Below are 20,193 nucleotides of genomic sequence, written 5' to 3'. Positions count from 1 at the left end.
CTAAAAATCAAAAAACATGAAAAACTTATTTTTCGCAAGTTTAATTTTGTTTGCGTTTAGCACCGTTGCAACAGCGCAGCAATTAAAATCACCCGAAGGCAAGTTCGTAATGGAATTTTCTCTTCAAAACGACGGAACTCCAACGTACAATTTAAAATACAAAAACAAAGAAGTTGTAAAAACCAGTAAATTGGGTCTTGAACTTAAAGATGATAAAAAATCTTTATTAAACGATTTTACTGTAGTTGATACTAAAACTGCAACTTTTGATGAGACTTGGAAACCAGTTTGGGGAGAAGTAGATCACATCAGAAATCATTATAACGAATTGGCTGTTACTTTAAATCAAAAAGGAACAGACAGACAAATCGTAATTCGTTTCCGTTTATTCGATGACGGTTTAGGATTTAGATATGAATTCCCAGCGCAAAAGAATCTAACTTATTTTGTAATTAAAGAAGAAAGGTCTCAATTTGCAATGACTGGAGATCATACGGCTTTCTGGATTCCAGGAGATTACGATACTCAGGAATATGATTATACAAAATCTAAATTATCTGAAATTAGAGGTCTATCTCAAAAAGCATATACAGCAAACGTTTCTCAAAAGTCTTTTTCACCAACAGGGGTTCAGACTTCTTTGATGCTAAAAACTAATGATGGAATTTACATCAACTTACACGAAGCGGCTTTGATTGACTATTCTTGTATGCACTTGAATCTAGACGATAAAAACCTAGTTTTCGAATCTTGGTTAACTCCAGATGCAAAAGGCGATAAAGGTCATATGCAAGCGCCAAATCATTCACCTTGGAGAACGATTATCGTAAGCGATGACGCTAGAGAAATCTTAGCTTCAAAAATGACGTATAACTTAAACGATCCATCAAAAATTGAGAATACTTCTTGGATTAAACCCGTAAAATACATCGGTGTTTGGTGGGAAATGATTACAGGAAAAAGCTCTTGGTCATACACAAATGACTTCCCAACTGTTCAATTAGGCGTTTCTGATTTCGCGAAAGCAAAACCAAACGGAACACACGGAGCAAACAATGCTAACGTAAAAAAATACATTGATTTTGCTGCTGCAAATGGTTTCGATGCTGTTTTGGTTGAAGGTTGGAACGAAGGGTGGGAAGACTGGTTTGGGCACTCTAAAGATTATGTTTTTGATTTCTTGACTCCTTACCCAGATTTCGATGTAAAAGGTTTACATGAATATGCAAAATCTAAAGGTGTAAAAATCATCATGCATCACGAAACTTCTGGGTCTGTTCGTAACTACGAGCGCCATATGGATGCGGCTTACAAATTCATGAACGATAACGGATACGATGCTGTAAAAAGCGGTTATGTTGGAGATATTTTACCTCGCGGTGAAAACCACTACAGCCAATGGATTGTAAACCATTACCAATACGCAATCGAAAAAGCAGCTGATTATAAAATTATGGTGAACGCGCACGAAGCAGTTCGCCCAACAGGAATTGCAAGAACGTATCCAAACTTAATTGGAAATGAAGCTGCAAGAGGAACAGAATATCAAGCTTTTGGAGGTTCTAAACCAAATCACGTTACGGTTTTACCTTTTACACGTTTAATTGGAGGTCCAATGGATTACACGCCTGGAATCTTCGAAATGGATATCAGCAAAATGAATCCTGAAAACACATCTCATGTAAATAGTACCATTGCCAACCAATTGGCATTATATGTTACCATGTACAGCCCATTGCAAATGGCGGCAGATACTCCAGAAAATTACAACCGTTTTCCAGATGCATTCCAATTCATTAAAGATGTAGCGGTAGACTGGTCAGAAAGTAAATACATCGAGGCTGAGCCTGGAGATTTCATTACCGTTGCCCGTAAAGCAAAAGGAACAAACAATTGGTTCGTTGGAAACGTAAATGGAGAAACTCCTCGTACTTCAAACATCGATTTCAGTTTCCTTGAAAAAGGTAAAAAATACACGGCAACAATTTATGCTGATGCAAAAGATGCGCATTACAAAACTAATCCGCAAGCTTATACGATCAAGAAAATTGCTGTAACAAACAAATCAAAATTATCGCAGCTTTCTGCTCCTGGAGGAGGATATGCGATAAGTATTATTGAAAACAAATAATTTAATTAACCATATAAGAAATGTAAGTCCATTTAAATAGAAACATCCCCAGTTTTTGCCTTAAATGTTCTTACATTTCTTATATGGTTTAAATTCTACTCACTATGAACAGCCTAAAAATAAACCATCATATCTTTAGATTAATACTATTGGTTTTGTTGTTTTCCGCTTCCGCGAAAGCGCAAATCCAAAAAGTAGAACCGCCTTTCTGGTACGCAGGAATGAAAAATTCGGAACTGCAAATTATGTTTTACGGAAAAAATATTGCACAATATGAAGCTTCGGTTTCAAATAATGTTGTGATTAAAAATGTAGAAAAAACAGAAAATCCAAATTACCTTTTCGTAACAATTGATACAAAAGACGTAAAAGCTTCTGAATTGGTTTTCTCATTCAAAAACAATAATAAAGTTGCCTTCAAACAAAAATATGCTCTTAAAGAAAGAAGAGCGAATTCTGCCGACAGAAAAAGTTACGACGCCTCTGATTTAATCTACTTAATCATGCCAGATCGTTTCGCTAACGGAAACCCTAAAAATGACAGCGATGCTTCTTTAACTGAAAAAGGAAACCGTCAAGATCCAAGCGGTCGTCACGGTGGTGATATCGAAGGAATCATTAAAAACTTAGATTACATTTCGTCTTTAGGAGCTACTACAATTTGGAGTACGCCTTTATGCGAAGACAATGACAAACAGCATTCGTATCATACGTACGGTCAATCTGATGTATACAAAATTGACCCACGTTACGGAACAAATGATGATTACGCTCGCTTATCAGCAGAAATGCACAAAAAGAACATGAAGCTGGTTATGGATTATGTTACAAATCACTGGGGAATTACGCACTGGATGATGAAAGATATTCCAACCAAAACTTGGTTCAATCAATTTGAAACGTTCACACAAACACACCACAGACGCGAAGTGATTACAGATATTCACGCTTCAAAAATAGATCAGGAAGTTTGTGTCGATGGCTGGTTTGTACCTTCTATGCCAGACTTAAATCTTAGAAATCCTTTGGTTGCAAAATACTTAACTCAAAACGCAATCTGGTGGATAGAATTTGCTAATCTTGACGGTTTCAGAGTAGATACTTATAACTATTCGGATAAAACGGCAATGGCAGAATGGGCAAAATCAATCACAAATGAATATCCTAATTTTAACATTGTTGGAGAAATCTGGATGCACAATCAGGCGAATTTAGCTTTTTGGCAGAAAGACAGTAAAATTGGTGCGATTGAAAACTATAATTCCAATCTTCCAAGTGTAATGGATTTTACCCTTCAAAGTCAGATTACTTCTGCCTTCAGTGAAGATGAACCAAACTGGGATAGCGGATTGATTAAATTCTATAACAATTTTGCAATGGACTTTTTATATCCAAATACCAATAATATCTTAGTTTTTGCTGAAAATCATGACACGGATCGTATGAATGAAAAATTCAAATATGATTTACCAAAATACAAACTGGCGATGACTTTATTGGCAACCGTTCGTGGAATTCCGCAAATCTATTACGGTTCAGAAATTGGAATGGGCGGTGATAAAGGAAAAGGCGGAGATGCCGATATTCGTCAGGATTTCCCAGGCGGATGGGCTGGCGACAAAAACAACGCTTTCACCAAAGAAGGAAGAACGGCTGAACAAGCAGCTTACTTTGATTTCTCTTCAAAATTATTCAACTGGAGAAAAACAAACCAAGCGGTTCATTTCGGAAAAATGAAGCATTATATTCCAGAAAACAACACTTATGTATATTTCAGATATACCGATGCTAAAACTGTTATGGTAGTTTTCAATAACAATGCAAAAGAGCAAGTTGTGAAAACAAATCGTTTCAAAGAAAGCATCAAAAACTTTAAATCAGGAAAAGATGTTATTACGGGAAAAGCATTTGATTTAAGTTCTGAAATTACTTTAGAACCAAAATCAGCTTTGGTTTTAGAATTGGAATAAGCTTTAACCGCAAAAGTTAGCAGAGAACAAAGCGCAAAGGTTCGCAATATTTTCTGTTACAGATTATCGTAGAGACGCACTGCAGTGCGTCTACACAAAGTCATTCCGCCACGAATTCACGAATTATTTTTGACAAGCTTGAGAAATAAAAATTTGTGAATTCGTGGCGGAATCTTTTTGTTATAAATCTTCGTTAAATTTAGAATAAATGAAAAAATACACTTTCCTTTTTTTATCTTTAGTATACTTAATAATGGGTTGTTCTGGCTCAAAATCAGTTACAATGAATAACGAAAATACTTCGAAAACACCTTTTGTCTGGGAAGGAGCAAATGTTTATTTTTTACTTACAGATCGTTTTTACAATGGAGACACTTCAAATGATGTCAATTTTAATAGAACCAAAACTCCAGGAAAACTACGTGGATTTGAAGGCGGGGACATCATCGGAATTACAAAAAAAATCGAATCAGGATATTTTGAAAAATTAGGAATCAATGCCATTTGGCTTACGCCGATTGTCGAGCAGATTCACGATGGTGTTGATGAAGGAACCGGACTTAGTTATGGCTTTCACGGTTATTGGGCAAAAGATTGGACAGCCTTAGATCCAAACTTTGGCACAAAAGAAGATTTAGCCAATTTGGTTAAAAAAGCACATGAAAAAGGTATTAGAATAGTTTTAGACGGTGTAATCAATCATACAGGACCAGTAACTCCCGAAGATCCCGTTTGGCCTTCAGACTGGGTTAGAACTGGAGTTGTTTGCGATTATAAATCTTTTGAAAACACTACGATGTGTACTTTGGTGGAAAATCTTCCAGATGTAAAAACTGAAAGTACTCAAAATGTGGAACTGCCACCTTTTTTAATCGAAAAATGGAAAAAAGAAGGCCGTTACGAAAAAGAAATTGCTTCGTTGGACGAATTTTTCAAAAGAACAGGCTATCCAAGAAGTCCGAAATATTATATTATAAAATGGCTGACCGATTATATTCTTGAATTCGGAATTGATGGTTACAGAGGTGATACAGTAAAACATACAGATGAAAACGTTTGGGCCGATTTTAAAAAAGAATGTGAATATGCATTTGAAACTTGGAAAAAACATCATCCTCTACAAGTTTTAGATCAGAATCCGTTTTACACGATCGCCGAAGTTTACGGTTACGGAATCAGCGGTGGTCAGGATTATGATTTTGGAGATCGAAAGGTCAATTATTTCCAAAATGGTTTTAACAGCATGATCAATTTTGAATTTAAATGGAATGCTGCGCAAAGCGATTATGAAGGTTTATTTTCTAAATATTCAAATGCGTTGAACAATGACTTAAAAGGTTATTCGGTTCTTAATTATATGTCATCGCATGACGACGGCCAGCCTTTTGATGCAAATCGAGTAAAAAGCATAGAAACAGCTAATAAATTATTACTTTCCCCGGGAATGTCGCAGGTTTATTATGGAGACGAATCGGCAAGATCTTTAGTTGTTGAAGGCACTCAGGGCGATGCAACTTTACGTTCAAACATGAATTGGGATGATATTCAAAATAATCCTGAAACACAGAAAACACTTTTACACTGGCAAAAATTAGGTCAGTTTAGAAGAAATCATCCTGCCGTTGGAGCTGGTGTTCATAAATTAATTAATCCGTATCCTTATACTTTTTCCAGAACATTTACACAAGGCACTTTTACAGATAAAGTAGTTATGGGATTAGATTTACCAAAAGGAAAAAAAGAACTTCCTGTTGGTGACGTTTTCCCAAACGGAACTAAATTAAAAGACACTTATTCAGGTCAAAAAACAGAAGTTATTGATGGAAAAGTGATTATAGACAATGATTTTGATATTGTTTTACTGGAAAAAATTTAAAGATTTTTCCACAAAGAAACACGAAGATTTTCGCAAAGATTCGCAAAGTTTTTTTAGCCACAGATTAAAGGATTAGCACAGATTTTGAAAATCATTTTAATCCTTTAATCTGTGGCTATTATTTTTCCTTTGCTCCTTTGTACCTTTGCAACTCTGAACCTTTATAAAATGAATATTTTAAAGATTGCACATCGAGGCGCAAAAGCCTACGAACCTGAAAACACTTTAAAAGCTTTTCAGAAAGCATTAGAATTAAATTCAGATGGGATTGAACTTGATGTTCACTTAAGCGCTGACCAACAAATCATCGTAATCCATGACGAAACAATAGACAGAACCACCAACGGAAAAGGTTTAGTAAACACTTTTTCTCTTTCTGAGTTAAAATCGTTTTTGATTGATGGAAAATATCAGATTTCAACTTTAAATGAAGTCTTTGATTTGGTTGATAAAAAATGCCTGATCAATATCGAATTAAAAGGTTTAGGAACTCCAAGTAAAGTGGTTCAACTGATTGAACAATATATTTCAGAAAAAAACTGGAATTACAACCATTTTATAATTTCAAGTTTTGACTGGAATATGCTGGAGGAAACATCAAACCTAAATCCGAATATTCCGATTGGTGTTTTAACAGAAGAAAATCTCGATACTGCTCTTGCTTTCGCCGAAAAAATAAAAGCAAAAGCCATTCATCCTGATTTTCAGTTATTGAATACAGAAAACACCAAACGTATACAAGAAAAAGGATTCTTAGTTTTACCTTGGACAGTAAACTCTACAGAAGACATTCAAAAAGTAAAAAGTTATAAAGTAGACGGAATTATCTCTGATAATCCAGATAAAATATAAAGTTTAAATAGCCACGACCCGAGCGATAGCGAATAGGCGAAGCAATTCACGAATTTTTATTCTCAAAGATTGTCAAAAAATAATTCGTGAATTCGTGGCAACTCAAAAAATATGATTAAAAATTTCGACATAATAATTGTTGGCGGAGGCGCTGCAGGTTTTTTTTCGGCTATTAATATTGCAGAGAAAAATCCGAAACTTAAAATTGCCATTTTAGAAAGAGGAAAAGAAGTCCTTTCTAAAGTCCGCGTTTCCGGGGGCGGAAGATGCAACGTTACACACGCTTGTTTTGAACCCAACGAATTGGTTAAATTTTATCCGCGTGGCGAAAAAGAACTTCGTGGACCTTTCCATCAATTTTGTTCGGGCGATACAATCGAATGGTTTGAAAAACATGGCGTAGAATTAAAAATTGAAGAAGATGGGAGAATGTTTCCCGTTTCTAATTCGTCCCAAACCATAATTGATTGTTTTTTAAAAGCAACTGAAAAATTAGGCATAAAAGTGCTGACAGGGCAAAGCGTTCAGTCTATTTTCAAAAAAGAAAATCATTGGAAAATTGATACACAAAGTGATAATTTCGCAACAGAAAAATTAATAATGGCAACAGGAAGCAATCCTAAAATTTGGGAAATGCTTCAGGAACACGGACATGCAATTGTAAGTCCCGTTCCTTCCCTATTTACTTTCAATATCAAAGATTCCCGAATTAAAGAATTACCTGGCGTTGCAGCACAAGTTACCGTACATGTAAAAGATACCAAACTAGAATCTACTGGTCCTTTGTTAATTACCCATTGGGGAATGAGCGGACCTGCAATCTTGAAACTTTCGGCTTGGGGCGCTCGCATTTTACACGATAAAAATTATCAGTTTACGATTTTCGTCAATTGGTTAAATGATGTTGATTTTGAAGATGCCGAAAAAACCTTAAAAGATCTAAAACAAGAACACGCTAAAAAAGCAGTTTCAAAAAAATCTCCTTTTGATTTTCCAAATCGATTATGGGAAAGTTTGGTTCTGGCTTCTGGAATTGAAACAGAAACCAAATGGGCAGATTTATCAAAAAACCAATTACAGAATTTAGCATTACAACTCACAAAATCTGAATTTAAAGTTAACGGGAAAAGCACTTTTAAAGAAGAATTTGTTACTGCCGGCGGAATCGATTTAAAAGAAATCAATTTCAAAACCATGGAAAGCAAAATTCATCAAAATCTTTATTTTGCTGGCGAAATTGTAAATATCGACGCTATTACGGGAGGTTTTAATTTTCAGAATGCCTGGACAAGCGGGTTTATTTTGGCTCAAAATATTTAATAGAATGAAATTTAAAGGAATTATTTTTGATTTAGACGGAACATTAGTAAACTCATTGGAAGACATCTCAGATGCAATGAATAAAGTACTTACCGCTTTAAATTATCCTACACATACTTACGACACTTATCAATATTTTATTGGGAGCGGTTTACGAAATCTGGTAAGTAAAGCTTTACCTGCCACAAACAATTCTGATGATGAAATCGAAAGTTGTTTTGAATGTATGGTCGATGAATACACTAAAATCTGTACCCTAAAAACAAAACCGTACGAAGGAATTATTGAATTGCTAGAAAACCTGACTTCACAAAACATTAAAATGGCTGTTTTTTCTAACAAAGCCGATGAATTGACGAAGAAAATCGCATCTGAAATATTCCCAAAGCAATTTGATACAGCGATAGGGTTGAGTACAGAAGCGCTTAAGAAACCGAATCCGTTTGAAGCGATTGAAATCAGTAAAAAATGGAATTTAAAACCAGAAGAAATATTATTTGTTGGAGATTCTGATATTGATATGAAAACCGCAGTAAATGCTAATATGTTTCCTGTGGGCGTTACTTGGGGGTACAGAACCGAAGAGGAATTGAAATCTAGCGGAGCAAAAGTGGTTATTAATAATGCTTCGGAATTAATTGAAATATTGTAATCGTGAATGCTGAATTACAAAAACAAATACTATCAATCGCTTCGTTTTCTGAAAAAGAAATCGAAAAGATCGATTCTTGTTTTGAATATGAAAAATTTACTGCTAAAGAATTTCTTTCTTCAATGGGAAAAATTAGCAATAAAATCTTTTTTATTATTGAAGGTCTAGCACGTGTTTACTACTTAAAAGACGGAAAAGAAATTACTACCTATTTAAGTTCCGACGAAGGTTTTATTGCTTCGTATTCTAGTTTTATAAACCAATCTATTTCTTTTGAAAACATTCAATGTATTGAGGATTGTGAAATTCTTTCGATTACTTTCGAAAAAATGCAGTTTCTGTATAACGAAATTCCGAATTGGGAACGTGTTGGGAGAATTTTAGCCGAGCAAAATTACCTGTGTATGGCAGATCGTGTTTTAAAACTGCAAATGATTCCCGCAAAAGAAAAATACCAGACTTTTTTGGCATCGACTCCAGCCAAAATAATTCAGCGAACACCTTTAATTTACATTGCTTCTTTTCTAGGAATTACTCCCGAATCGTTGAGCAGAATCCGTCAGGATATTTCTTAACATTTATCAAGTGGATTGAAAAACCGAATTCGAATCTTTGTCAAAATAAAATTTGAAAAAGATGAAGAATATTGCCAAAGACGTTTACCAGATTCCTTTATTTCCTTGTAATTCCATTAATTGCTATTTGATCGAAGATGTTTTAATTGATGCGGGAATTAGAACTTCTGCCAATAAAATAATAAAAGCACTGAAAGACAAATCTGTCAACAAACACGTCTTAACTCACGCTCACGCCGATCATCAGGGAAGCAGCAAAGTAATCTGTGAAACTTTGAATATTCCTCTTTTATGCAGTGAACCTGAAAAAGCATTTGCCGAAAATGGAAATGTAATTACAGAATACCCAAATCCGAATCATATCATTTCTAAATTTCAGAAAAACTTTTGGGCAGGAAAAGGACATCCCGTTTCTGAAACTTTAAAAGAAGGAGATCAAATTGGCGGATTCACGGTTATTGAAACTCCGGGACATTCAAGTGGACATATCTCTTTTTTCAGAGAAAAAGACGGAATCTTGATTGTAGGAGATGTGATGACCAATATGAACTTATTGACGACAAAAGTTGGTTTGCACGAACCTCCCCATTTATTTACCGCTGATAGAGAAATCAATAGAAAATCCATTCTTAAATTAGCATCGTTACAACCTAAAATATTGTGTTTTGGTCACGGACCTGTTTTATTTAATACTGGAGAACTGGAAAAATTTGTTCGAAATATGCGATAATTTTATTAACAAGAATTTACACATTCCGTAAGTTTTCATTAAGACTATTCTAATAATTTTACTCTCAACTAATTAATCCTATATGAGAGTAAAATTACTTACCACAATTTCTATTTTCACTTATCAACTCAGTGTTTCTCAAACAGAAAAACTATTAAACGGAAAAGTTTTTTCTCAAAACATTCCTCTTAATAAAGTAGAAGTGATTAACAAAACAGCTCGAACTAGCACTAGAACAAATGAGCTAGGCGAATTTTCAATTTTAGTCCGTCCACAAGACAGCGTGCTTTTTTACTCCAAAGACTATTTCTTTAAAAGATTTAAAATTTCTCAGGAAAACATAGATCAAAACAACCTGATTGTAAATATGATTTTGAAACCGGAAGAACTCGATGAAGTCTTAATTACAACTATAAAATTTCCTCATGTTGGTCCTGCTCAAGAAGTTTCAGATTCGATTGCATTAATGAGAGCTTCGAGCGATTTACGAAAATATACTGGCGTCTATGATGGCACCATTGCAAATGGAATGAATTTTGGCGCTATGGGCGCGGGGCTTTTAGGTTTGTTTAAAAAAGAAGACAGCAACAACAAAAAAACTAAAAAGAAAGCTCCTGAATTGGATTTCAAAACATTCGCGGAAGCAACTTGTCCTTTAGATTTTTTTACGAAAGATTTAAAATTAAATCCTGATGAAAAAGTCCTTTTCCTAGAATTTTGCACAGCCGATCCGCAATCTGAAATTATTCTAAAACAGAAAAATTTACTCTATACAATGGATTTTCTATATGCTAAAAATGAAGAGTTTAAAAAATTGAATACTGGAATTAAAAACTAAAAAATCCGTAAATGAAGGTAAAATTACTCACTACAATTTCTTTTCTTACTTATCAGCTTAGTATCTCTCAAACCGAAAAATTTCTTCACGGAAAAGTAATTTCTAATAACACTCCTCTCGATAAAGTAGAAGTTATAAATAAAACAGCTAAAACCAGTACTAGAACAAATGAGCTGGGAGAATTCTCCATTTTGGCTAAAGAAAAAGATAGTTTGCTTTTTTTCTCTAAGGATTTTTTCCTTACAAGATTAAAAATCAACCTGAAAGACCTTGAAAAAAGTGAACTTATTGTTAAAATGATACCAAAAGCTGAAGAATTAGATGAGGTTATCGTTTCTCGATCTGTTTTTACTAAAACTGAAATTAAAAATATCGCCAATGATCGAGAAGAAATAAATAAAATCAAAATTCGCAAGCAATTTGATGATGTAACTACAAAAGTTAATGTTTATGATGGTAAGATTAAAAATGCTATTAATTATAATTATCCAATTTTTGATAAACCACATAAAAAAATTGAGCCACGTGACGACCGTTTTAAGAAGCTTATCATCGCTTCCTGTCGCCCGGATTTTTTCATTAAGAATTTGAAAATAAACCCCGAAGAAAAAGAAATTTTCTTAAATTTTTGTAATGCAGATCCAAAATCTAAAATTCTTTTAGAAAAATCAAATACTCTGGAATTAATAGACTTTCTATATGCTAAAAACGAAGAATTTAATAAGTTGAAATAGCTTAACTTGAAACAAAGAAAAACCTGAAACTAAAAATTTTACTTATTCAGCCACCAAATACTAGCATTCAAAACTGTAGCAAATCCAACCCAAGCTAAATATGGAATCAATAAATAGCCTGAAATTTTATTGATTTTGACGAACTTTAAATATGTCTCGTAAATCATCAGCCATAAAAGCGCGATTTCGATTAAAGCCAACATCGGGTTTTTTAATCCGAAGAATAAATAAGACCAAATAGCATTTAAAATCAATTGAATGATGAAGAAAAGCAATGCTTTTTTAACTTCCTCTGTTTGTTCTTTTATTTTATCCCAAACTAATGCTGCTGCAACAGCCATAAGAATGTAAAGAATCGTCCAAACAGGCATAAAAATCCAGTTCGGCGGATTAAAAACTGGTTTTTCCAATGTTACATACCAAGTCTCAATACTTGGTCTTGTTACTAAACTAGCAGAATATCCAACTGTTAAACAAATTACTAAAGCTATAGCGATTTTTACAAATTTATTCATGACATCAAATTTTGAATTCAAAAATAGTCAAAAGAAATTTTTAAATCATATAAGAAATATAAGTTCATTTTAGAAAACCCAACTTATATTTCTTAAATAACTTATATGGTGAAAAAATTTAAAAACTATCTTTGCCAAAATTTTACAATTCATGTTAACAGCAGCCGATTTTATACCAAATCTATATACTTCAACAATCGAAAACGGAAACTTTGAATGGAGCGCTCCAAGCAATATTGCATTAGTTAAATATTGGGGAAAAAAAGACAATCAGATTCCAGCAAATCCTTCAGTAAGTTTTACTTTAAATAATTGCAAAACAATTACAAAATTGGCTTTCTCAAAAAAAGACAACAACGGAAATTTTTCTTTTGATTTACTTTTTGAAGGAAAACCAAAAGAAGATTTTAAACCAAAGATTCAGAAGTTTTTAGAAAGGGTTGAAGTTTATCTGCCGTTTTTGAAAGACTATCATTTTACGATTGATACACAGAATACATTCCCCCATAGTTCAGGAATTGCTTCTTCGGCTTCAGGAATGGCTGCTCTGGCAATGAATTTTATGAGTTTGGAAAGAAAACTAAATCCCGAAATGACCGATGAATATTTCTATCAAAAAGCATCTTTCCTTTCTCGTTTAGGTTCTGGAAGTGCCTGTAGAAGTGTAAAAGGAAATGTGGTGGTTTGGGGAAATCAGGTAAACATTAAAGGAAGTACAGATTTATTTGGCGTTGAATTTCCATATTCTATTCATGAGAATTTCAAGAATTATCAAGATACTATTTTATTGGTCGATAAAGGCGAAAAACAGGTTTCGAGTACTGTAGGACATGATTTAATGCACAATCACCCTTACGCTGAAAGACGTTTTGCTCAGGCGCACGAAAACTTAGATCAATTAATCAAGATTTTTGAAAACGGAAATTTAGAAGAATTCATTAAAGTTGTAGAAAGTGAAGCTTTGACTTTACACGCAATGATGATGACATCTATGCCTTATTTTATTTTGATGAAACCAAACACGCTGCAAATCATAAATGCCATTTGGAAATTTAGAAATGAAACACAGATTCCAGTATGTTTTACACTTGATGCTGGCGCAAATGTGCATGTCCTTTATCCCGAAAACGTTACCGAAAAAGTATTACAATTTATTCAAGACGAATTAGTTGTATTTTGTCAGAATAGTCAATACATTTGCGACAAAATTGGAGAAGGCTCAATTGCATTATAATTTTCCTTATCTTTAGTTAAATTTTTGGTTATGGACATTCAATTAGAAAAACGTGAAGTGATAGATATTCTGGAAGGCACAGATGACCTTTCAATCATTTTGGCGGTCAAAAAACTGTTGACCAAAAAGAAAAAAGATTGGTGGGATGATCTAACTGATGAGCAAAAAGAAGAAATTAAAGAGGGGGAAAGACAAATTGAACGAGGTGAATTTGTTTTGTATGAAGATATTATGAAACAGCATCGTTAATGAAAAGAACAATAATCTTTTCAAAAAATGCAGAAAAAAGTTTATTAGAATTATTTGAATATCTGGAAATAAAGTGGTCAAAAAAAGTAAAGGATAAATTTATATCAAAACTGGACAAAGCAATTTATCTAATACAAATAGAACCTGAAATTTTTCCTAAATCAGGACTAAATAAAAACTATCACAAATGCGTCTTGTCAAAACAAACATCAATCTATTATAAATTCAACACAAAAAGAGTTGAAATAATTGCATTTTTCGACACACGACAAGACCCAAATAAAATAAAAAAAGACATAAAATAAATCATGAAAGGACCATTATTTTACTCAAAAATATTACTCTTTGGAGAATACGGAATTATCCGCGACTCTAAAGGACTTTCTATTCCTTATAACTTTTACAACGGCGCTTTAAAAAAATCTGAAGAGCCTACAGAAGAAGCCATTTCATCAAACAAAAGTTTAAGAAGTTTCGCTTCTTATCTTGAAGGCCTACATACGCAACAGCCAGAATTGGTTACTTTCGATTTAGAAACTTTAAAAAATGATGTTGAAACTGGAATGTACTTCGACTCTAGTATTCCACAAGGATATGGTGTTGGAAGTAGCGGTGCGCTTGTTGCAGCTATTTACGATAAATATGCTACCAACAAAATCACTGTTCTGGAAAATCTGACTCGTGAAAAATTATTACAATTAAAAAATATATTTTCTCAAATGGAAAGCTTTTTCCACGGAAAAAGTTCTGGCTTGGATCCTCTTAACAGCTATTTAAGCATTCCAATCCTGATTAATTCTAAAGATAATATTGAAGCAACTGGAATTCCGACTCAAAGTTTTGACGGAAAAGGTGCTGTATTTTTGTTAGACTCAGGAATTGTTGGAGAAACAGCTCCAATGGTTAGTATTTTTATGGAAAACCTAAAAGACAAAGGTTTCCGTGCTATGCTTAAAAATCAGTTTGTGAAATATACAGATGCCTGCGTAGAAAACTTCCTGCATGGCGATATGAAATCTTTGTTTACCAATACCAAAAAACTTTCTAAAGTTGTTTTAAATCACTTTAAACCCATGATTCCAGAACAATTTCACGCAATCTGGCAACACGGAATTGACACAAACGATTATTACCTAAAACTTTGCGGTTCTGGAGGCGGCGGTTATATTCTAGGTTTTACCGAAGATTTAGAAAGAGCCAAAACATCCTTAAAAGACTATAAATTAGAAGTAGTTTACCAGTTTTAAAGTTTAACCTCTTAAAATATTGTTGTGATTTATTGAATACCCTTTCCTAACATTTAATCTTAAAAAATTATTGCCTATGAAAAGTATTTTAAAGATTGTCAAAGCAACTTTTTTAGGAGGAATTATTTTTTTAGTGCCTTTAGTGGTACTATTAATTGTTTTGGAAAAAGGATATGGTATTGTACAAAAAACAACGCTCCCGTTAGTAAGTGCTTTACCAAAAGTAAGCGTTTTAGGACTTGCACTTCAAGAACTTGTTGGGTTATTAATTATAATTCTAATCTGTCTGGTTGCTGGATTACTAGCAAGAACAGCTGCTGCCGAAAAAGTAGTTCAGAAATTAGAAGATGGCATTTTAAGTTTTGTTCCCGGTTATTCGTTTATGAAAAGCATGAATGAAAATATACTGGGTCTAGAATCCAAAGACGATTTAAAAGTAATTTTAGTGCCAACTGATGCTGGTTTGCAATTTGCTTTTTTAATAGAACCAGTCAGTGATGATAAATTTACCGTTTTTATACCAGACGCTCCAAATCCGTGGAGCGGTTCGGTGGTTTTTGTAGATAAAAAAGATATTACAGAAATCGATATTACACAAAAACAAGCTTTAGCCTGCATACGAAAACTAGGTTATGGATCTGAAGAATTGTTAAAAAATAAGCTCTAGTTTTCAGAATCAAAAAATATACTTTAACTTCCCTAAATTAAATAAATCCCACCCTATCATCTATGTTAAGCAGACAACAAAAACTTTTAGTAATGAAAATTGTTAGTCTGTTCTCTGTAGTTCGAGGTTACAATATTCCAATAATAATTTTAGCCCAGTATTTATCGGCAATTTTTATACTTGCTCCAGAAATCAGAGCATTGGATATTCTGCTGGATTTTCATTTGTTTTTAATTGTTTTTGCTTCGGCTATTACAATTGCTTCTGGTTACATTATCAATAATTTTTACGACAGCCAGAAGGACTTGATTAATCGTCCGAATAAATCGATGCTGGATCGTTTGGTAAGTCAGAAAACCAAATTGAACGTTTATTTCAGTTTGAATTTTCTTGCCGTTCTAATGGCTTTTATAGTTTCCTGGAGAGCTTTTTTGTTTTTTTCAGGTTATATTTTTATGATTTGGTTTTATTCTCATAAAATTAAAAAGTATCCAATTATTGGAAATTTACTGTCTGCATTGCTTGCTGTAACGCCTTTTTTTGCCATTTTACTTTATTTCTATAATAAGATTTCGTTTGAAGAAATTGAGAATCACATGAGTCATTTCGTAGTGATTTCGGCACATGCGGTTTTCTTGTTCCTGCTTTTATTGATTCGCGAAATGATAAAAGATTTAGAAAATCTGAAAGGCGATTTAGTAAATGACTATAGAACAATTCCGGTTTTATACGGAGAAAAAATTTCTAAGCAAATTATCACGGTTTTGACCTTGTCTACCATTTTACCTGTTTATGTTTTGGTTAATATTTATGATGTCGGTTATATGGACATTTATTTTTATGTCTGCTTTGCGGTTTTACTTTTCTTTTTGATTTATTTATGGAAATCTGACTCTAAAGAACAATATCTAAGACTTCATAATGTTCTTAAATTCTTAATTGTATCTGGAGTGTGCTGTATTGTTCTGATTAATCCAAGCGTTTTATGGCATGGTCGCGAATTGATTTCTAATTATTAAGGTTTTTTCTCCCACAGAGATTCGCAAAAAATTTCAAGAAGATTTAGCAAAGCCTTTTTGTGCAACTCCACGAAATTCTTTGCGGATCTCTGCGGAATAATCTATTTTTAAAAGCCAATTGTATTGCTCCTTAACATCTTAAAATAAAGCGCTATTAATCTAAGAACATTGAACTTAAGATTTATTAGCAGGAAAAAACTATCTTTGCACAAATTAATGATTCTATGAACAACAAGGAAGGCAACAATAAAAGAGGCGGATCGAGACCAAACAGCTCACGTCCAAACTCTAACAAGCCAAAACCTCCTATGGCTAAGCGCGCGCAAGGGCCTAAAAAAGTAAAACCTGAAGTTAAAGCTGCTCAGGAAGCTGCTGCTGAAAAACTTAGAAAACAAAATCAGCCAGCAAAGAGACAAAAGGCTTCAGATGAAATTCGTCTGAATAAATACATCTCTAATTCTGGTGTTTGTTCTCGTCGTGATGCCGACATTTATATTCAGTCTGGAAACGTTAAAGTTAACGGTACTGTAGTTACTGAAATGGGTTATTTGGTAAAACTAAATGATGTTGTAAACTTTGACGGTGTTACATTAACTCCTGAAAAGAAAGAATATATTTTATTAAATAAGCCTAAAAACTTTACGACTGCCTTTGACGAAGGTCAGGAATATCGTAACGTTCTAGAACTTGTTCGTGGCGCTACAAATGCAAAAATTGCTGCTGTAGGAAGAATGGACAAGAATACAACTGGTTTATTATTGTTTACAAACGATACCGATATGATTCGTAAGTTTACATTGCCGAACCAGAAATCGTCTAAAATCTATCAAGTTTCTTTAGACAAAAACTTAAAATTTGAAGATTTAGAAAAAATTAGCAAAGGTTTAGTTCTTGAAGGACACCGCGTTTTTGTTGAAGAAGTAAGCTATATTGATAATGAACCAAAAAGCGAAGTTGGTCTTAAACTCCGTACTGCTAACGTAAAAGTTGTGCGCGCTATTTTTGAATCTTTCGAATACAATGTATTGCGCATTGACCGTGTTTCGTTTGCTGGATTGACCAAAAAGAATCTTCCTCGCGGAAACTGGCGCTTTTTGACCGATCAAGAAGTTATCAATTTGAAAAACGTGTAAACATTTTTCAAATTTAAGCCATAAATGAATCCTGTTTTCTTCTAGAAAATGGGATTTTTTTATTTTAAAAACTAAAGAAATTATGTCCGAAAAGGGTAAAAATAGATCTTCCGATAGATTGGTTTTTATCTTCTACAGTTTCGTAAGATGAAAAACCTAGGATGATTTTAATTCCGGGAGGAATGCTGTTTAAAATATCTCTTTTTTGGTCTTCTAAAAGGAGTTTTAAACTTTCTATTAATTGAAGATTGTATCTTAAATAAGACATTACAAGTAATGCTGAAAAGTTAAGTATTTCTCTGGCTGTTTCGCTTTTGATGCCAACTTCGTTTGAAACCATTTCTGAAATTCTGCCTTTTTTGTTGGAGAATAATTCTTTCAGTAAAGCATTCCCTTCTATGCGGTAACAGTCGTCGACTGATAAAATTCTGCCTGCATTAAAGTCTATTTCTTGGTAAAAAGTGGAATCTTCTTGGATTAATGAAACGATTTCAGAATAAAAATCAGATTCTTCGGCTTTGTTGTAGAGTCCCATTAAAATTGTACCGATCGAGACGTCTATTCCCTTTATTAAAAGTGCATCATTCTCAAAATAAAACTTGTTTAACTTGGAGACAACATTAGAAGAAATAAAGCGTCTAAGTTCAATTTGTAGGTTTGGGGTCATACTCATAACTTAAAAAATGATTATTTATACTTATTTAAAATAATCGATAAAATGAGGCTTTTTATCGTTTATCGTGATAAAAATATAAAATATTTTAACATTTCCAAAAATTAAGTTAAAAAATTACCTTCTTAATAACCCGTTCTTAACACTAAAAACGCCTTAACACTAGCAAACACAACCCTTTCGTTGTCAAACACAAAAGAAAAAAAGTTAAGAAAAGTTTGATGTTTATTTTGGAAAGCAACGATAAAAAGCGGAAAATGTTATAGAATTAAAATAAAATGTTTCGATATTCCCACACAATACTCAAAAATATACCCAAATAAACTACTGCAAACAGAAAGTTAACAAAACTTGAAGCGATGAATCCTAAGAGCGATCCAGTAGCTGCTTTAATAGCTCTTTTATGATTTTGAGAATCGTAGATTAATTCGCCAATTAAAGCCCCTAAAAATGGGCCAATTATAATTCCAAAAGGAATTGGAGCAAAAATTCCGACAACCAACCCAATGTTGGTTCCCCATACCCCATAAGAGCTACCTCCAAACTTTTTAGTGCCTTTTGACGGAATAATATAATCTAATATAGTAATGATGACCATTAGAACAAAAGTAATCCCTAAAACCCAATAATTATTTTCGACTGCTTTAGTCAGGTAAAGCAATAATATCCCAACCCAAGAGCTTGATAATCCAGGAAGAACAGGGAGAAAACTTCCAAAAACGCCCACGATTACACATATAAATCCTAGAAGCACTAAAAGTAAATCCATAATATTTTGTAAGTTTGTACTTATTATTTAAATATTTTAATAGTATGAGAACTCTTGTAAAAATAGTTTTTTTTCTATTCTTTGTATTCTCCATCAGCGAAAATACGATAGCTCAATCTAAGAAACTTTCTACAGATGACAAAGTAATACAGGACAGTCTTTACACCAGCAATAAGAAAAAAGTAATAAATTTTTCTATGAGAGACTTTGATAATCTGTTTTTCGATTTTTTTAATAAAAAAAACGATCCCAATATCCTTCTGAGCAAAATTGAATTTTATACCTATACGGTTCAAATAGCAGCTTTTTCAGACAGACTTGTCAAATTATACCCTGATCAAAAGGAAGTTGCAGAAAAAAACAAAGAAATTTGGCTATCGGAAAACTATGAAGATTATTTAGAATACAAAGCTTCTCAAAAAAAATAATCGTATTTTTGTTATATCATCCAATTTTAAAACTTTGAGGCAGTTTTTCCCTTTTTTTATTTGTATCCTTTTCAATTCTTGTCAATATTTTGAGAAGCAGGTTCCGTCTGAAAAAGAATTACTTCAAAAAGAATTGAAATCCATTAACTGGAAAGAAGTTGATGAATATCCTTCTTTGCCTGATTGCGATAAAATTGGTGATAAAAAGCTTCGCCAGCAATGCTTTTTTGAAGTAATGTCGAATCTTATTCAAGAAAAACTCAACGTTGATACTTTATCTATTTTATATCCAGAATTGGATACCATCGAAGTCAAAGTAACCGTTTTTCCTAACTCAACTATGAAGTTTGAACCTCAGTTTCCTAAAGATTCTGTAGTTTACGATACCATAAAAATTGACAGCATTCTGCACGCGCGCCTAGTCGATTTTCCGAAAGTAAATCCAGCCATAAAACGCGGTATTCCAGTAAAAACACAGTTTATTCTGCCTGTTATTATAAAAGCAAAAGATGAGAAGTAGTTTTATAAGGAGCTAATTCCTGCTGTCCGCTATATCTTTTGCTTTTTAAAGAAAAAAGCAA

At 33.3% G+C, this 20,193-nt stretch carries 22 protein-coding genes; 19 read left to right on the top strand and 3 right to left on the bottom strand.

Going from position 1 to position 20,193, the window contains the following annotated elements; translation table 11 throughout:
- Positions 1-16 precede the first annotated feature (16 nt).
- The 10 genes from M0M44_RS07240 (at position 17) to M0M44_RS07195 (ending at position 11,678) form a co-directional block, all read left to right on the top strand.
- Positions 17-2,131 carry a glycoside hydrolase family 97 protein gene (locus M0M44_RS07240; protein WP_248729162.1) on the top strand — a complete coding sequence of 705 codons (2,115 nt, stop codon included), beginning with the start codon at positions 17-19 and terminating at the stop codon, positions 2,129-2,131.
- Positions 2,132-2,235: 104 nt separating this feature from the next.
- Positions 2,236-4,101: a glycoside hydrolase family 13 protein gene (locus M0M44_RS07235; RefSeq protein ID WP_248729161.1), complete on the top strand. Its 1,866-nt coding sequence runs from the start codon at positions 2,236-2,238 to the stop codon at positions 4,099-4,101.
- Positions 4,102-4,309: 208 nt separating this feature from the next.
- A complete protein-coding gene (locus M0M44_RS07230) occupies positions 4,310-5,977 on the top strand; it encodes an alpha-amylase family glycosyl hydrolase (RefSeq protein ID WP_248729160.1) in 1,668 nt (555 codons plus the stop codon).
- Between the two features lie 168 nt (positions 5,978-6,145).
- The gene (locus M0M44_RS07225) at positions 6,146-6,829 is read left to right on the top strand and encodes a glycerophosphodiester phosphodiesterase (protein ID WP_248729159.1); all 684 of its coding nucleotides are present in this window, start codon (positions 6,146-6,148) and stop codon (positions 6,827-6,829) included.
- A gap of 111 nt (positions 6,830-6,940) precedes the next feature.
- Entirely contained in the window at positions 6,941-8,149 is a 1,209-nt protein-coding gene (locus M0M44_RS07220) for a BaiN/RdsA family NAD(P)/FAD-dependent oxidoreductase (protein WP_248729158.1), read from the top strand.
- A 4-nt stretch (positions 8,150-8,153) separates the two neighbouring features.
- On the top strand, positions 8,154-8,801 hold the full coding sequence (locus M0M44_RS07215; RefSeq protein ID WP_248729157.1) for an HAD family hydrolase: 648 nt from the start codon (positions 8,154-8,156) through the stop codon (positions 8,799-8,801).
- 2 nt (positions 8,802-8,803) lie between these two features.
- Positions 8,804-9,376 carry a Crp/Fnr family transcriptional regulator gene (locus M0M44_RS07210; protein ID WP_248729156.1) on the top strand — a complete coding sequence of 191 codons (573 nt, stop codon included), beginning with the start codon at positions 8,804-8,806 and terminating at the stop codon, positions 9,374-9,376.
- Between the two features lie 61 nt (positions 9,377-9,437).
- The gene (locus M0M44_RS07205) at positions 9,438-10,106 is read left to right on the top strand and encodes an MBL fold metallo-hydrolase (protein WP_248729155.1); all 669 of its coding nucleotides are present in this window, start codon (positions 9,438-9,440) and stop codon (positions 10,104-10,106) included.
- Positions 10,107-10,188: 82 nt separating this feature from the next.
- Positions 10,189-10,944, top strand: coding sequence for a hypothetical protein (locus tag M0M44_RS07200; protein ID WP_248729154.1), 756 nt, complete (start codon positions 10,189-10,191; stop codon positions 10,942-10,944).
- Positions 10,945-10,955: 11 nt separating this feature from the next.
- The gene (locus M0M44_RS07195; protein ID WP_248729153.1) at positions 10,956-11,678 is read left to right on the top strand and encodes a hypothetical protein; all 723 of its coding nucleotides are present in this window, start codon (positions 10,956-10,958) and stop codon (positions 11,676-11,678) included.
- A gap of 38 nt (positions 11,679-11,716) precedes the next feature.
- Here the strand turns inward: M0M44_RS07195 and M0M44_RS07190 are convergent, their stop codons facing one another.
- Positions 11,717-12,193 (bottom strand): TspO/MBR family protein, encoded by a 477-nt coding sequence (locus M0M44_RS07190; protein ID WP_248729152.1) that lies wholly within the window; start codon positions 12,191-12,193, stop codon positions 11,717-11,719.
- A 151-nt stretch (positions 12,194-12,344) separates the two neighbouring features.
- Between M0M44_RS07190 and M0M44_RS07185 the strand changes: the two genes are divergently transcribed.
- From M0M44_RS07185 to M0M44_RS07155, 7 genes are all read left to right on the top strand, one after another.
- Positions 12,345-13,427: a diphosphomevalonate decarboxylase gene (locus M0M44_RS07185; protein ID WP_248729151.1), complete on the top strand. Its 1,083-nt coding sequence runs from the start codon at positions 12,345-12,347 to the stop codon at positions 13,425-13,427.
- Positions 13,428-13,457: 30 nt separating this feature from the next.
- Positions 13,458-13,676: a hypothetical protein gene (locus M0M44_RS07180; RefSeq protein ID WP_248729150.1), complete on the top strand. Its 219-nt coding sequence runs from the start codon at positions 13,458-13,460 to the stop codon at positions 13,674-13,676.
- Positions 13,676-13,981 (top strand): type II toxin-antitoxin system RelE/ParE family toxin, encoded by a 306-nt coding sequence (locus tag M0M44_RS07175; RefSeq protein WP_248729149.1) that lies wholly within the window; start codon positions 13,676-13,678, stop codon positions 13,979-13,981. The genes M0M44_RS07180 and M0M44_RS07175 overlap by 1 nt, the downstream gene beginning before the upstream one ends.
- A 3-nt stretch (positions 13,982-13,984) precedes the next feature.
- Positions 13,985-14,923: a mevalonate kinase family protein gene (locus M0M44_RS07170; RefSeq protein ID WP_248729148.1), complete on the top strand. Its 939-nt coding sequence runs from the start codon at positions 13,985-13,987 to the stop codon at positions 14,921-14,923.
- Between the two features lie 76 nt (positions 14,924-14,999).
- On the top strand, positions 15,000-15,590 hold the full coding sequence (locus M0M44_RS07165) for a DUF502 domain-containing protein (RefSeq protein ID WP_248729147.1): 591 nt from the start codon (positions 15,000-15,002) through the stop codon (positions 15,588-15,590).
- 62 nt (positions 15,591-15,652) lie between these two features.
- The gene (locus M0M44_RS07160) at positions 15,653-16,609 is read left to right on the top strand and encodes a geranylgeranylglycerol-phosphate geranylgeranyltransferase (protein WP_248729146.1); all 957 of its coding nucleotides are present in this window, start codon (positions 15,653-15,655) and stop codon (positions 16,607-16,609) included.
- A 224-nt stretch (positions 16,610-16,833) separates the two neighbouring features.
- A complete protein-coding gene (locus M0M44_RS07155) occupies positions 16,834-17,742 on the top strand; it encodes a pseudouridine synthase (RefSeq protein WP_248729145.1) in 909 nt (302 codons plus the stop codon).
- A 64-nt stretch (positions 17,743-17,806) separates the two neighbouring features.
- On the opposite strand, the gene M0M44_RS07150 is transcribed toward M0M44_RS07155, so the two are convergent.
- A complete protein-coding gene (locus tag M0M44_RS07150) occupies positions 17,807-18,409 on the bottom strand; it encodes a DUF937 domain-containing protein (protein WP_095928173.1) in 603 nt (200 codons plus the stop codon).
- A gap of 274 nt (positions 18,410-18,683) precedes the next feature.
- Positions 18,684-19,184 carry a DUF456 domain-containing protein gene (locus M0M44_RS07145; protein ID WP_248729144.1) on the bottom strand — a complete coding sequence of 167 codons (501 nt, stop codon included), beginning with the start codon at positions 19,182-19,184 and terminating at the stop codon, positions 18,684-18,686.
- 14 nt (positions 19,185-19,198) lie between these two features.
- Here M0M44_RS07145 and M0M44_RS07140 point away from each other — a divergent pair, with 14 nt between their 5' ends.
- Both M0M44_RS07140 and M0M44_RS07135 read left to right on the top strand, forming a co-directional pair.
- Positions 19,199-19,612 (top strand): hypothetical protein, encoded by a 414-nt coding sequence (locus tag M0M44_RS07140; RefSeq protein ID WP_248729143.1) that lies wholly within the window; start codon positions 19,199-19,201, stop codon positions 19,610-19,612.
- Between the two features lie 34 nt (positions 19,613-19,646).
- Positions 19,647-20,132 carry a hypothetical protein gene (locus M0M44_RS07135; protein WP_095928176.1) on the top strand — a complete coding sequence of 162 codons (486 nt, stop codon included), beginning with the start codon at positions 19,647-19,649 and terminating at the stop codon, positions 20,130-20,132.
- The last annotated feature ends 61 nt before the right edge of the window (positions 20,133-20,193 follow it).

Origin of the sequence: Flavobacterium humidisoli (genome assembly GCF_023272795.1) — a bacterium.
Classification (GTDB): domain Bacteria; phylum Bacteroidota; class Bacteroidia; order Flavobacteriales; family Flavobacteriaceae; genus Flavobacterium; species Flavobacterium humidisoli.
This window is presented reverse-complemented; position numbering and strand designations above follow the sequence as displayed.

Coding starts and splice junctions, on each gene's coding strand:
- M0M44_RS07215 (WP_248729157.1), top strand. CDS start 8,154: ATGAAATTTAAAGGAATTATTTTTGATTTAGACGGAACATTAGTAAAC.
- M0M44_RS07200 (WP_248729154.1), top strand. CDS start 10,189: ATGAGAGTAAAATTACTTACCACAATTTCTATTTTCACTTATCAACTC.
- M0M44_RS07220 (WP_248729158.1), top strand. CDS start 6,941: ATGATTAAAAATTTCGACATAATAATTGTTGGCGGAGGCGCTGCAGGT.
- M0M44_RS07145 (WP_248729144.1), bottom strand. CDS start 19,184: ATGGATTTACTTTTAGTGCTTCTAGGATTTATATGTGTAATCGTGGGC.
- M0M44_RS07150 (WP_095928173.1), bottom strand. CDS start 18,409: ATGACCCCAAACCTACAAATTGAACTTAGACGCTTTATTTCTTCTAAT.
- M0M44_RS07190 (WP_248729152.1), bottom strand. CDS start 12,193: ATGAATAAATTTGTAAAAATCGCTATAGCTTTAGTAATTTGTTTAACA.
- M0M44_RS07225 (WP_248729159.1), top strand. CDS start 6,146: ATGAATATTTTAAAGATTGCACATCGAGGCGCAAAAGCCTACGAACCT.
- M0M44_RS07185 (WP_248729151.1), top strand. CDS start 12,345: ATGTTAACAGCAGCCGATTTTATACCAAATCTATATACTTCAACAATC.
- M0M44_RS07155 (WP_248729145.1), top strand. CDS start 16,834: ATGAACAACAAGGAAGGCAACAATAAAAGAGGCGGATCGAGACCAAAC.
- M0M44_RS07230 (WP_248729160.1), top strand. CDS start 4,310: ATGAAAAAATACACTTTCCTTTTTTTATCTTTAGTATACTTAATAATG.
- M0M44_RS07160 (WP_248729146.1), top strand. CDS start 15,653: ATGTTAAGCAGACAACAAAAACTTTTAGTAATGAAAATTGTTAGTCTG.
- M0M44_RS07165 (WP_248729147.1), top strand. CDS start 15,000: ATGAAAAGTATTTTAAAGATTGTCAAAGCAACTTTTTTAGGAGGAATT.
- M0M44_RS07180 (WP_248729150.1), top strand. CDS start 13,458: ATGGACATTCAATTAGAAAAACGTGAAGTGATAGATATTCTGGAAGGC.
- M0M44_RS07175 (WP_248729149.1), top strand. CDS start 13,676: ATGAAAAGAACAATAATCTTTTCAAAAAATGCAGAAAAAAGTTTATTA.
- M0M44_RS07170 (WP_248729148.1), top strand. CDS start 13,985: ATGAAAGGACCATTATTTTACTCAAAAATATTACTCTTTGGAGAATAC.
- M0M44_RS07195 (WP_248729153.1), top strand. CDS start 10,956: ATGAAGGTAAAATTACTCACTACAATTTCTTTTCTTACTTATCAGCTT.
- M0M44_RS07205 (WP_248729155.1), top strand. CDS start 9,438: ATGAAGAATATTGCCAAAGACGTTTACCAGATTCCTTTATTTCCTTGT.
- M0M44_RS07240 (WP_248729162.1), top strand. CDS start 17: ATGAAAAACTTATTTTTCGCAAGTTTAATTTTGTTTGCGTTTAGCACC.
- M0M44_RS07235 (WP_248729161.1), top strand. CDS start 2,236: ATGAACAGCCTAAAAATAAACCATCATATCTTTAGATTAATACTATTG.